We start from the raw sequence: 12,271 nt of genomic DNA on the forward strand, positions 1-12,271 counted from the left end.
ATTATTTACCTCCGTTAATTTGTGAATAAATCATTTTGTAAGTTTCAACTGGATTATCTGATTGTGTAATGCTTCTTCCAACCACAATACCGTTACTGCCTAAATCATGAGCTTTTGCTGGTGTGACCACTCTTTTCTGATCATCTTTAGAATTGTTTTTTAATCTAATGCCAGGATTAATGCATAGCAATTTATCACTTACTTTTTCATGGATGAATTTATCTTCTAAGGCTGAAGATATCACACCATCAGCACCACTTTGATAGGCAATATTAGCTAAATGAGCGACTGACTCCTGCATACTATGATTTATTTGTTCTTCAATTTGAAGTTGGCTTTCAGAAGTAGAAGTTAATTGGGTGACTGCCAATAATTTTGGAGCTTCGTGATTACTTTCTTCAGCACCTTTTTTTAAACCATCTTTAGCGGCTTGAATCATTTTACCGCCACCCAGAGCGTGAATAGTAGTATATTGGATATCTAATTGTGCTAATTGGAATGCTGCTTGTTCAGCAGTATGTGGAATGTCATGTAATTTTAAATCCAAAAAGATATTAATATTTTGATTTCTTAATTTTTTAATAATTGCAGGACCTTCACGATAAAATAGTTCCATTCCGATCTTAACTGATAGATTTTTAATCCCGTTAAAAGGTTTTAAAAATTCAAATGTTTTTTCTGCATTTGGAAAATCTAGCGCTATAAAAACTGGTTTCATTCATTACCCTCCAAATAAAAAAGTCGTCTAATCAAAGAGACTAGACGACGATAGGGTACATTTATTCCGTTCATCGATTTGCTAGCCTCTCGGGACTAATTTAAAATCATTTATTGCTACCTACTATACTCTAAAATTACGATAATGCAAAATCAAAAAATAAATTTGCATTAAAATAAAATTTAGTGCATAATTTTTTAAGAATATAAATATCTTAGTCATAGGTATTTCAAAAAAATAATGAATGTCTGCGAGCATTCGTTTTGGAGGAATTGAATATGGAAAATACGCAGAAGAACCACGCTTTAACGTCAAATAATCAAAAATGGGTAATTGCATCAACCTCGATTGGGCAAATGCTAGAAAGTATGGATATATCATTTATCTCTTTCACATTAACCTCAATTATGGCTAGTTTACATATTTCTTCAGCTGCTGCTGGAATGTTGTCGACGGTTACCACTTTTGGAACGTTATTGGGTGGTATTTTATTTGGACTTTTAGCTGACCGCTTTGGTCGTGTTAAGATTCTTACCTACACAATTTTCATTTTCGCTTTCGCCACTGCTGGAGTTGTTCTTGCAAAAGATTTTACAACTTTACTAATTCTTAGATTCTTAGTTGGATTAGGTGCTGGTGGTGAGTACGGAGCTGGAGTTGCGATGATCTGTGAAAGCTTCGGTAAAAAGCAATTAGGTCAAAAAGTTTCAATCTCAACGATTGGTGGTCAATTAGGTTCAATTGTTGCGGCATTACTAGCAGCCTTTATGGTACCAATGTTTGGATGGCGTGCATTATTCTTAGTCGGAATTATCCCAATTTTCTTCGCTTTCGTCATTAGAAGACACTTAAAAGAAAGCCCCGAATTTATTTCCGCAATGGAAAACAATAAGAAACGCCCTAAAGTTTCAATGAAAAAATTATTTGCTACTCCTAAGATTGCTTATCAAACAATGGCTTTAGGTGTGATGGTAATTGTGCAAATTGCCGGATACTACGGATTAATTAACTGGTTACCATCAATTATGCAAAAACAATTAGGTTTAAGTGTTTCAGGTTCATCATTATGGATGATCGTTACAATTACTGGAATGAGTGCAGGAATGTTAACCTTTGGAACCATTCTAGATAAATTAGGACCTCGTAAGGCCTTTGGAATTTTCTTACTATTTGCAGCAGTTGCAGTTTATGGACTCACCATTGCGGTTAATGGCTTTACTTTACTACTAGCTTCAACCGTTGTTGGATTCTTTTCTAACGGAATGTACGGCGGTTATGGTGCAATTATTAGTCGACTATATCCAACTGAAGTTCGTTCAACTGCTAACAACGTTATTATGGGATTTGGTAGAGCAGTTGGTGGTTTCTCACCATTCGTAATTGGATTATTGATGGAAAGTCATTCACTATTTATGATTATGGGAATTCTATCATGCCTGTACATCTTCAGTTTCATTACAATGATGTCAATTCCAGCTTTAAAGAAATTAGCTAAATAAAATAAGAATCCACTTTGAAATTTCAAAGTGGATTCTTTTATTTTTCGTTTTGTAGTTTAGAATGATGGATACCATAAACAAAGTATACGATAAATCCAATTACAATCCATATACCAACCGAAATCTTAGTGATATCAGGAAGCATGATAATAAAGAAAATACTAAATGCTCCTGCTAGAATAGGTAAAACTGGATAGAATGGCATTTTGAACCCATTATTTTGAATATCTTTACGATGACGCAGTTTAATAACACCAAATGATATAAATGTGAATGCGATTAGTGTACCAGCATTAATTAATGATGCTAGTTGGGTTAATGGAACTAGGCCAGCAAAGATAGCTTGCACGATTGCTGCAATTATAATTGCGTTACTTGGAACTGCATGCTTTTTGGATACTTTGCCTATTCTTTTAGGAAGCAATCCGTCACGACCCAAAGCATAAACTAATCTAGAACCACCAATAAACATTGTAACCATTGCGGTAAAAATTCCAATTAATGCACCCACAGTTATCAATTTATTCCATGCGGTCAAATTAATTATTTGTAGGGCAAATGCAGCTGGATCATCAACATTTAACTGTTTGTAGTTAACAATTCCGGTTAATACTAATGAAAAAGACACGTATAGGACTACCGCAATAATAACGGTACCAATAATTCCACGAACAACGTTTTTTCCTGGATTGATAGTTTCGGCTGAATTAGCAGCTAAAGCATCAAAACCAATAAAAGCAAAGAAAACAGTTGCAGCAGCGGTACAAATTCCACCCATGCCAAATGGCACACTATGAAATTCTTTTGGATAAAATGGAACGTAGTTATTAGCCTTAACATAGAATATACCTACAAGGATAAACATAATGATAATAGCAACTTTAATTACTACCGCCCAATTTTCAATTCTTTTCGATAATTCGGTTCCTTGTAAAATAATTGCAGTAATTATTAACACAATTGCGACGGCAGTAATATTAATTACGCCACCTTCCATTGGGCTACTTTGTAATGCTTTTGGTAAATTAAGCCCCATAGCACTTAAAATATTATTATTGAAGTAAGCAGCAAAACCAGTTGCTTCAGCAGAAACTGCCAAGAAATATTCTAGAATTAGCGCCCAACCTAAAATCCAACCAGTCATTTCTCCATATATAATGGAACCAAATGAATAGGCTGATCCAGCAATAGGCATTGCAGAAGAAAATTCAGCATAGGCCATTCCCACCATTCCAGAAACAATTGCTGCTAATAAAAATGCAATTGCAACTGCCGGCCCAGCATGACTAGCCGCTTCGTGACCAGGTAAAATAAAAATTCCGGTCCCAATAACCGCTCCAATGCCTAATCCGATGAGATCCCTAGCGTTAAGGTTTTTGGATAATCGTTGATCAGCCTTTATATAAGTATGGACTGATTCTTTTTTAAAAACGTTCATATATTTTCACTTCCTAATTTTTTCTATATTATTAATATAAAATATTATTATTAATAAGTGAAATTAATATTTTTTGTGTTAACATTAGTAAAGGTGATGTGTCATTAATAAATTATTAGTATTAAAAGCAATTTTAGATAACAATAGTTTTACAAAAGCAGCTAATCAACTGGGATATACTCAATCTTCAGTGAGTCAGATGATTAGATCTTTAGAATCTGAATATGATATGCAGATTTTAAAGCGTTCGCGTACAGGCATTGAACTAACAGTGCAGGGGAAAACTTTATATCCATATATTCATGAAACTATTCGTCAATATCAGTCGTTGCAAGAAACGGCTCATGCAATCCATGGGCTTAAAACCGGAACGGTCAAGTTAGGCGCGATTACTAGTGTTAGTTGCTATTGGCTTCCGGACTTATTTAAACGGTTCAAAGAAGAATATCCTGGAATTGATTTTGTCTTAAAACAAGGTGATTATGGCACCTTACTAAGGTGGGTAAAAACTGGCGAAGTAGATTTTGCGATTATGACTGCTGATTACGGTGAAGGATTGGACAAAATCTTGATTCGTAATACTGAGATGAAAGCATTTGTGCCAAAAAATCATTCACTAGCTAAACTAAGTACTATTCCATTAGCCAAATTATCTGATGATCCATTTATTTTGGTTCAAGGTGGTGGGTATAGTGAGCCACTCAAAGCTTTTAAACAAATTGGAATCAACGAACCCAATGTAAAATATCAAATTCAAGATGATTATACGATTATGGCAATGGTAGAAGCCGGTTTGGGAGTTAGCATTTTATCTGAATTAGTTGCTAAAAGGACCGATTTCGATATTGTTTGTCGACCAGTAAATCCTAAGGTAACGCGTCCGGTTTCAGTAGTTTGTCAGGATAAAAAGACAATGCCAATTGCTAGTAAATATTTTGTAGAATTTTTGATCGAAAATAAAAATAAATTACAATAAAGAAAGGCATCTAGAATGAAAAAATTCTAGATGCCTTTGTTTTATTTATTAAAATATTGATTAATTGCTGAGCTAACTTGATCTGCAACTTTTTGTTGATAACCATTGTTACGAATATATTGAACATCATTAGTACTATCCATGAAGCCCATTTCTAGTAAAATTGCAGGCTGCGTATTCTCACGAAGAACATAATAATTACCAATTGAAACGCCACGGCTGTGTAATGGCAAATTAAAATTATCATTAACTTTATTGGCAATTTGATTAGCATTATCATGATATTTATAAATACCAAAACCAGAAGCATTTCCATCGCCATTGGCAGAATCAAAATGGAAACTAACAAATAAATCGGCTTTTAGATTGTTTGATAGTCTAGTTCTCTGCCCCAAACTAACATATTTGTCGCTATTCCTAGTCATTACAACATTAGCATTTAATTTTTGTAATTGATTTGCGACTTTATCAGCCATTTTTAAAGTATAAGTTTTTTCCATATATTGTTGATTTTGTGATAATGTTCCAGAATCAGAACCTCCATGACCGGGATCAATTACAATGGTTGCTTCAGCCATTTTATTACTCTTACTAGGATCATAACTGCTTTTATCTAATAGCCATGATGCAACCCAACCTTTTTGACCGTTGTATTTTACATACCACCAGTTATTATTACTAGTTTTCATAACATTTAAATGTTGTCCATGTGGGACTTGGCTAATTATTTTAGATTGATCATTATGATCTTGTCTTAAATTTATTTTAACAGCGTTCACTTTGGGTAACGATATCAATCTTGCCAGCTCAATTATTAATATAATTAACAATAAAGCTGCTATAATTCCTCTAATTAACCAAATTCTGAACGGAGCGTTTTTAAAATCTATCCAGATTTTTTGAATCATTTAATTTACCTCGATTGCAATTTTTATCTAACGTTAAGTTAGGAACTTTTTAATCTTTATATGTTAAAATTATGTAGCAATTACTAATAATTATCAATGAATAATATTTGAAATTATAAGGAGTAATTAATATTTAACATGTTTTAATTGAATTTTATTACTTATCAAAAGTGGATGCTTTCACAATAATAAAAAGCGGAGATGATATAACATGCAAGTAGATAAGCAACCGCTGCTTTCGATTAACAATTTAAATGTAGCTGTTAAAGAACGGAATTTAATTCATAATTTATCATTTGAAATTTATCCACAAACACTCACTTGTATTACAGGCGAAAATGGTGTGGGAAAAACGACGATGGTTAAAGCAATTTTAAAAAACTTTAACAAGAATGATTCAGTAAGAGCCACGATTAAACGTAGTCAATTGCAGTATGTTCCACAGTTTAGAAATATCGATAATGATTATCCATTAACTGTTCGTGATTTTATTGGATTGGGCTTGCAAAAGTCAATAAGACCATGGTTAAGCAAAAAAGAAAAACAAGTTATTCAAAAAATTATAAAGATGACTAATTTACAAGAATTAGCAAAAACACCATTGGGAAAGTGTTCTGGTGGTGAACAGCAACGAGTATTTTTAGCGCAAGCATTGGTATCAGATCCGAAGCTTTTAATTTTGGATGAGAGTACTGCCAGTTTAGATAAAGAAGCTAAATTTTTATTGTTGGACGTAGTTAAGGAAGTTATTAAACAGACTGGAACTGCAGTGATTTTCATTACCCATGATCCCATCTTAGTTAAAACATATGGTGATTTTGATTTAAATATATCTAATCATCATGGAATGCTTTCTGCTCTAAAGGGGGTAAAATGATGTTAGATATGTTTAGTTATCCATTTATGCAATATGCATTTATCGCTAGTTTTTTCATATCTGTTATATGTGGAATGATGGGAGTATTTGTTGTTGCTAGAAGGACTGCTTTCTTTACTCATACACTTTCAGAGATAAGTTTCTCAGGAGCTTCATTTGGAGTTTTTCTAGGGACTAATCCAATTATTGGAATGCTAATTTTTACAGTTTTAAGTTCATTAATGATTGGAACGGTTGGCTCCAAAGTGAGTCGGCGTGAATCATCGATTAGTGTTTTTTCGGTATTATTTATCGGACTTGGAATATTATTTCTTTCATTAGCTAATAGTCAGTCTAGCTATGCTACTAATATTTTATTTGGTAGTATTGTGGGAATAAGTTTAAGTAATGTAACAACTTTAGTTGCATTAAGTGTACTAATTATTGTATTAATTACTTTAATTTATCGAAAGCTAAAATATAATTCTTTTGACGATATTGGTGCTAATTTTAATTCTAGATCTAATACTTTTGTTTCAATTGTATTTTTGATATTGTTAGCATGTACAGTTAGTGTAACAGCTCAAATTGTGGGTTCATTGCTAATCTTTGCATTACTAACAATTCCAGCTGCATCTGCTAAATACTTTGCTCATAGTATCTGGGGAATGACAGCTTTATCATTCTTATTTTCTTTGATTGGGACATGGGTCGGATTATATTTAAGCTTTATCACTAATCTATCCGTTAGTTTCTTTATTGCATTAATCGAAACCATTATTTACGTTATTGCAGTTTTTTACGATAAAGTAACAAGAATTTAACTTAAACTTTAAACAAATTGTTAAGTTCATTTGTTATACTGTTTCTAATAAATAGTTTTACAAGGAGATGCTAATTTTTATATGAAAGCATGGAAAAAAATCGTGCCAGCAGTTGCTGTTTTAGGATTAGTTTTGACAGCTTGTGGCCAAGGTAATAGTAATAAGTCATCAGATAGTAGTTCAAAAGAACAATCTACAAAAATGAGTGATTCTTCAAGTAGCTCATCTAATGACAGTTCTAGCAATTCGAGTTCTGATAAATCATCAAGTAATGAATCATCGAGTAATTCAAGCTCATCAAATGGTTCTATGAGCTCTAGTAAGGCTAATTCAGACAATAGTGGATTAGGTAATGAAAAACTACCTAGATCTAGCTCAGAAAAATCACAAATGAATGGTAACAATAGCAATTACAATGTTAAATATTCTTCTGATGGTGCAACATTTAACAAAAAGACTTACAATAATTCAAGTGAAGCTAGTCAAAATGTTGACTATCAAAGTAGTGATAGTACTAAAGGACTACCTTCAGTGGACTTAGGTTACAATGTTAAAGGTCATGAAGATCGTGGTGCTGGTCAAGCATATGTAAGTACCAATTTTGGTAATTGGTCATTAGTATCACATGGTAATACTCAAAATGGTGGCGATTCAGCATTATCAAATGCTAAAGCCGCTACTCAATTTATTCAAAGTAATGCTTTACCAATTCCTCAAGGAAAAGGTTCAATTAAACTAGAAAATGATTCTCAAAGCTCAGTTACTTGGCAAGAAGGCAATGTTGTTTATACAGTTAAAGCTCCAAATGTAAATTCAGCTTTAAAGATGGCAACATCAATTAAATAATAAAACCTAATGGCTTAGAAACTTGTTTGGTTTCTAGGTCATTTTTTGATAAAATTTTAGCTAGTCTATAAAAGGAAAGTTATTATGATTATAAATAAAAAAGCAATAAAATTTATGCTTGTCATTGTATTATTATTTTGTGTATTCTTTTTTTGTAGTAAAACAGTAAATGCTGATAATAAAAGTGATTCACCAGTTGCTTATGATATTTCGCAGTATCAGGGCTATTTAACCGATAATCAGGCTAAACAACTAAAAAAAGAAATAAAGTTTGTTATTTTAAGAGTTCAAGATGGTAGTTATATGGATGTTAAATTTCAAAATAATGTTAAGCTAATGAATCGTTATAATATAAAATATGGGGTTTATAGTTATAGTGAATATACAAACTCTTATCAAGCTAGAATTGAAGCACGCAGATTACATCATAATGCTTTGGGAGCGCTTTTTTATGTAAACGACTATGAACTTCAAATGAACAAAAATTCTGATGAAGCAACCTCTTCATGGGCACATGAAATGCGTAAAATAAGTGGTGGCAAACCGGTTGTTCTATATGGTTCTAGAAGTAAAATCGATGGTTTCGATAATAAGACTTTAAAAGACTATAATAATATCTGGCTAGCTTCTTACTCTAAGTATATGCCTAATCCTTCGTATCACTATGATTTGTGGCAATTTACCGATAAATATCCAAGTGTTTCTTTAAATCAGCGCTTAGATGCTAATATGGTTCCTTATAATGGTAATATTAATAATCTTTTGTATCAAAAACATAAACAGGGGTCTAAAGTTCACTTAGAAAATTATTATCATCAAAAGAACATGAGTTATTTTAAGGTCATTAATAAAAAGGGGATTCCACTTTACGTTAACGGAAAGTATCTGAGAACTGCTAAGTATGGTGAAGTATTAGCTATTAAGTCATTCGATATTAAAAATAATCGTGTTATGGCAAAAGGAAATTTAGCGACTTATACTTCTCGAAAAACTTCAGTTGCTATTTATCAATAATAAAAGGGAGTTTTTATATGAAGCAAAATTTAATTAAGAAAGCTTTAGTTAGTATCGTTTTAATTGGTGGTTTATTATTAACCGGTAATTCCATAGCATCGGCGAATGTAAATCATAATTCTCATTCTAGTGATATCAAAACTTATCATAGATCAATTAAATTAAATAACGAAAAAGTATCGATAAATAATAAAGGAACACTTTATACTAATAAGCATCATATCAATTTAAATAAACTGATTGATTCGAATAACTATGCAGCAACTGTTTCTAAAAAATCAATGACTACGAAATTCTATAAAGTTACTAAAAATCAAAAACGTCATTTTAGCCAATCGGTAAAATATTATGTAAATATTTATGGTAAAGGTTTTAATGAAAAGGGTTGGTTAAGTAGTAAATATGTTCATTTTAATAAATCTGATGAAATGAAAAATACACCCCTATATGCCACTCATCCTTAAAAAGATATAAAAAAATAGAACCCCCTTATGGGAGTTCTATTTTTTATATTCTTTCAAATGTTATTTAACGATTTGGCAGAATTCAATTTTTTCGTGGTTAGGACCTTGAATATTGAAGAAACGAATACCATTATCCCAGAATGAAGGGATTGATTGGATTTCGTCATCTAAAACATTGAAGCCTTGTTCTTTAGCGGCAGCAAATGCTTTATCAACATCAGTACAGTTCATAGAAATATGGTTAATAGCACCATTTTCCATGGCAACTGGATCGCCTTCCCATGTTTCAACAGTTAAGTTACCGTATCTCATGAAGGCACAACGATTTTCACCATTGTGGAATGCTCCAGCTTGGTCAAATCCTAATGATTTGTAGAATTCAATTGTCTTGTCTAAATCTTTTGAAGGGATTCCAACGTGTTGTAATCCGTCAAAGTAATCGTTTAAAGCCATAATGTCATCCTCCAAATAAATTAGTCAGAAACTTTAACTACACATTTACCTTTAAGGTCTGAAGTACCATCTAGAACGCCTTCAACATCTTCTAAGCTGATAACGTTATCGATGATGTCAGCAACATTAACACCTTTGCTTTGTAGTAATGCAATAGCATCTTCAAATGAGTTAGGGTTAATGAATGCACCCTTAATAGTTAATTGTTTTTGGAATACTTCGTAAGTGTTCATTTGGAATTTTTGGTCAGGAGCACCAACACCAAACATTAATACTTGAGCACCCTTAACAGTTGCTTCAACAGCTTGTTCTTGAGTAGCAGGTTGACCAACAGCTTCGATAACAACATCGTATTCTGCAGGAATCTTTTCCTTAGTAGTGTTGATAACTTTGTCAGCACCAGTCTTTTCTTTTTCAGCAGCTAATTTGTCATCGTGACGACCAGTTAAAGTAACTGATTTAACACCGTATGATTTTAGCATTTGAGCAAAGATTAGACCCATGAAACCATCACCAATAACTAAAGCGTTTTGGTAAGGCTTAATGTCTAATAAATCCATACCATGAACGGCACATGAAATAGGTTCACATGTAGCAGCTGATTTTAAATCAACATTTTCAGGTAATTTGTATACAACTTGTGTAGGAGCAGTGAAGTATTCTTCTAGTCCACCGTTTCTAGTAACACCAACGGCTGATAGGTTTTCACATAATTCTGGACGAGCTGTACGACAGTACTTACATTTACCACAGTAGATGTTAGGGTCAACAGTTACACGGTCACCAACTTTGTAGTCAGTAACGTCTGATCCAACAGCTGAGATAACACCTGAGTTTTCGTGACCTAAAACGATTGGGGGAACAGCTGGAGCTGAACCTGGAAGTCCATTGTATAATGCGTAGTCAGTACCACAAATACCAGCATACTTAGCGTTTACAACAACTTCGTTAGCCTTTGGTTCAGGTTTTTCAGTATTTTGAATTTCTAATTGTTTCTTACCAGTTAAAACTAATGCTTTCATAATTCAAGATCCTTTCATATTGAATTTCAAGTTTATTAATTTCTTGTGCAAAATGATTAATTAATCATTTCACAATCTTACAACTATTATGATAACTCATTTTTCAAAAAAAGAAAGCATTTTGTGGCAAATTTATTGAAAAAATCTTATAAAAAAAGGAATGATTGTTATGAAAACTTACTATGAAAGGGTTTACAAGAATCATTCCTGGCTAAAAAATATTTTATTTTATTTTGTGCGCAATTACACTTTCTTTAGTAATTCGTCTGCTAAAGCGAAATTACCATAAGTTGCTGAACCGTTATCTACAATCGATGGTATTGCAATATAATCATCAATATTATCGATGTTTATATATCCATTTAGTAAATTTTCAAATTCAGCGCGAACTTTATTGAGAAATGTTTCACTAACTACGCCACCACCAAATATTAATTTGGAAGGACGAAATGCGAGAGTCGCTTGTAACGCCGCTTGAGCAACATAATAAGCCATAATATCCCATACATGATTGTCTAATGGAACATCTTTTCCTTTTTTATTTAAACGGGCTTCAAAAGTAGGGCCAGCGACTAATCCTTCCAAGCAATCTCCATGATAGGGGCAAATGCCGGCAAAATTTTGATCGTCAGGATGACGTTTTAACTTGATATGCCCTAATTCTGGATGTCCCATGTCACCAACAAATTGACCATTAATGATAATTCCTGCACCAACACCAGTTCCAATCGTGTAATAAACCATTGAATTAAGATTAACATCATGTTTTGCTAGATTGATATATTCTCCATACACAGATCCGTTTACGTCAGTGGTCCAATAAATGGGTACATCTAATGATTTTTTAATAGTTCCCAAAAAGTTAACATTAGACCAACCTTCTTTTGGTGTATCTGTAATATAACCAAATTTTGAAGATTGTTTTCTGACCTCAATAGGACCAAATGATGCAATACTTAATGCTGCTAAATCTTTAAACTTTTTAAAAAAATTAATTGTTTTAGTTAATGTTTCATCGGGCGTGGTAGTTTTTATAATTTCGCTATCTACAATTTGGTAGTCATTATTTCCAACTGCACATACAAATTTTGTGCCACCGGCCTCGATACTTCCAAGTAACATAAAATTACTCCTTATGGGTATCTAATTATTTATACTTACATTAATAATAAATTTTAAATGATTAAATGTCAAAATAAAAAATAAATTGGTATAGTAGCAAAAGGCATTCTCATTATTGTATGATAATATTA

At 32.6% G+C, this 12,271-nt stretch carries 13 protein-coding genes; 7 read left to right on the top strand and 6 right to left on the bottom strand.

The genetic code is table 11. The features are described 5' to 3' along the window. Window position 1 precedes the first annotated feature (1 nt). Window positions 2-718, bottom strand: a complete 717-nt coding sequence (gene pyrF, locus MOO46_RS05780) for an orotidine-5'-phosphate decarboxylase (protein ID WP_249510739.1) — start codon at window positions 716-718, stop codon at window positions 2-4. Window positions 719-996: 278 nt separating this feature from the next. Here pyrF and MOO46_RS05785 point away from each other — a divergent pair, with 278 nt between their 5' ends. Further along, the gene (locus tag MOO46_RS05785) at window positions 997-2,217 is read left to right on the top strand and encodes an MFS transporter (RefSeq protein ID WP_249510740.1); all 1,221 of its coding nucleotides are present in this window, start codon (window positions 997-999) and stop codon (window positions 2,215-2,217) included. A gap of 37 nt (window positions 2,218-2,254) precedes the next feature. Here MOO46_RS05785 and MOO46_RS05790 read toward each other — a convergent pair whose 3' ends face one another. Continuing rightward, window positions 2,255-3,655, bottom strand: a complete 1,401-nt coding sequence (locus MOO46_RS05790; protein WP_249510741.1) for an APC family permease — start codon at window positions 3,653-3,655, stop codon at window positions 2,255-2,257. 103 nt (window positions 3,656-3,758) lie between these two features. Here MOO46_RS05790 and MOO46_RS05795 point away from each other — a divergent pair, with 103 nt between their 5' ends. After that, window positions 3,759-4,631 (top strand): LysR family transcriptional regulator, encoded by an 873-nt coding sequence (locus MOO46_RS05795; RefSeq protein WP_260525482.1) that lies wholly within the window; start codon window positions 3,759-3,761, stop codon window positions 4,629-4,631. A 41-nt stretch (window positions 4,632-4,672) separates the two neighbouring features. Here the strand turns inward: MOO46_RS05795 and MOO46_RS05800 are convergent, their stop codons facing one another. Next, the gene (locus MOO46_RS05800; RefSeq protein ID WP_249510742.1) at window positions 4,673-5,539 is read right to left on the bottom strand and encodes an N-acetylmuramoyl-L-alanine amidase; all 867 of its coding nucleotides are present in this window, start codon (window positions 5,537-5,539) and stop codon (window positions 4,673-4,675) included. Window positions 5,540-5,750: 211 nt separating this feature from the next. Here MOO46_RS05800 and MOO46_RS05805 point away from each other — a divergent pair, with 211 nt between their 5' ends. From MOO46_RS05805 to MOO46_RS05825, 5 genes are all read left to right on the top strand, one after another. Beyond that, the gene (locus tag MOO46_RS05805) at window positions 5,751-6,416 is read left to right on the top strand and encodes a metal ABC transporter ATP-binding protein (RefSeq protein ID WP_249510743.1); all 666 of its coding nucleotides are present in this window, start codon (window positions 5,751-5,753) and stop codon (window positions 6,414-6,416) included. Between the two features lie 8 nt (window positions 6,417-6,424). Further along, window positions 6,425-7,219, top strand: a complete 795-nt coding sequence (locus MOO46_RS05810; protein ID WP_249511718.1) for a metal ABC transporter permease — start codon at window positions 6,425-6,427, stop codon at window positions 7,217-7,219. An 81-nt stretch (window positions 7,220-7,300) separates the two neighbouring features. After that, entirely contained in the window at window positions 7,301-8,065 is a 765-nt protein-coding gene (locus MOO46_RS05815; protein WP_249510744.1) for a hypothetical protein, read from the top strand. 84 nt (window positions 8,066-8,149) lie between these two features. Then, window positions 8,150-9,079: a GH25 family lysozyme gene (locus tag MOO46_RS05820; RefSeq protein WP_249510745.1), complete on the top strand. Its 930-nt coding sequence runs from the start codon at window positions 8,150-8,152 to the stop codon at window positions 9,077-9,079. 17 nt (window positions 9,080-9,096) lie between these two features. Further along, entirely contained in the window at window positions 9,097-9,543 is a 447-nt protein-coding gene (locus MOO46_RS05825) for a hypothetical protein (RefSeq protein WP_249510746.1), read from the top strand. Window positions 9,544-9,603: 60 nt separating this feature from the next. On the opposite strand, the gene MOO46_RS05830 is transcribed toward MOO46_RS05825, so the two are convergent. The 3 genes from MOO46_RS05830 to scrK form a co-directional block, all read right to left on the bottom strand. Further along, a complete protein-coding gene (locus tag MOO46_RS05830; RefSeq protein ID WP_249510747.1) occupies window positions 9,604-9,996 on the bottom strand; it encodes a VOC family protein in 393 nt (130 codons plus the stop codon). Window positions 9,997-10,016: 20 nt separating this feature from the next. Then, window positions 10,017-11,018, bottom strand: coding sequence for a zinc-dependent alcohol dehydrogenase family protein (locus MOO46_RS05835; RefSeq protein WP_249510748.1), 1,002 nt, complete (start codon window positions 11,016-11,018; stop codon window positions 10,017-10,019). 243 nt (window positions 11,019-11,261) lie between these two features. Then, window positions 11,262-12,140, bottom strand: coding sequence for a fructokinase ScrK (gene scrK, locus MOO46_RS05840; RefSeq protein ID WP_249510749.1), 879 nt, complete (start codon window positions 12,138-12,140; stop codon window positions 11,262-11,264). Between the last annotated feature and the right edge of the window lie 131 nt (window positions 12,141-12,271).

Source organism: Apilactobacillus apisilvae, assembly GCF_023380225.1.
In the GTDB taxonomy this organism is placed as follows: Bacteria; Bacillota; Bacilli; order Lactobacillales; family Lactobacillaceae; genus Apilactobacillus; species Apilactobacillus apisilvae.

Coding starts and splice junctions, on each gene's coding strand:
- pyrF (WP_249510739.1), bottom strand. CDS start 718: ATGAAACCAGTTTTTATAGCGCTAGATTTTCCAAATGCAGAAAAAACA.
- MOO46_RS05785 (WP_249510740.1), top strand. CDS start 997: ATGGAAAATACGCAGAAGAACCACGCTTTAACGTCAAATAATCAAAAA.
- MOO46_RS05790 (WP_249510741.1), bottom strand. CDS start 3,655: ATGAACGTTTTTAAAAAAGAATCAGTCCATACTTATATAAAGGCTGAT.
- MOO46_RS05800 (WP_249510742.1), bottom strand. CDS start 5,539: ATGATTCAAAAAATCTGGATAGATTTTAAAAACGCTCCGTTCAGAATT.
- MOO46_RS05805 (WP_249510743.1), top strand. CDS start 5,751: ATGCAAGTAGATAAGCAACCGCTGCTTTCGATTAACAATTTAAATGTA.
- MOO46_RS05810 (WP_249511718.1), top strand. CDS start 6,425: ATGTTTAGTTATCCATTTATGCAATATGCATTTATCGCTAGTTTTTTC.
- MOO46_RS05815 (WP_249510744.1), top strand. CDS start 7,301: ATGAAAGCATGGAAAAAAATCGTGCCAGCAGTTGCTGTTTTAGGATTA.
- MOO46_RS05820 (WP_249510745.1), top strand. CDS start 8,150: ATGATTATAAATAAAAAAGCAATAAAATTTATGCTTGTCATTGTATTA.
- MOO46_RS05825 (WP_249510746.1), top strand. CDS start 9,097: ATGAAGCAAAATTTAATTAAGAAAGCTTTAGTTAGTATCGTTTTAATT.
- MOO46_RS05830 (WP_249510747.1), bottom strand. CDS start 9,996: ATGGCTTTAAACGATTACTTTGACGGATTACAACACGTTGGAATCCCT.
- MOO46_RS05835 (WP_249510748.1), bottom strand. CDS start 11,018: ATGAAAGCATTAGTTTTAACTGGTAAGAAACAATTAGAAATTCAAAAT.
- scrK (WP_249510749.1), bottom strand. CDS start 12,140: ATGTTACTTGGAAGTATCGAGGCCGGTGGCACAAAATTTGTATGTGCA.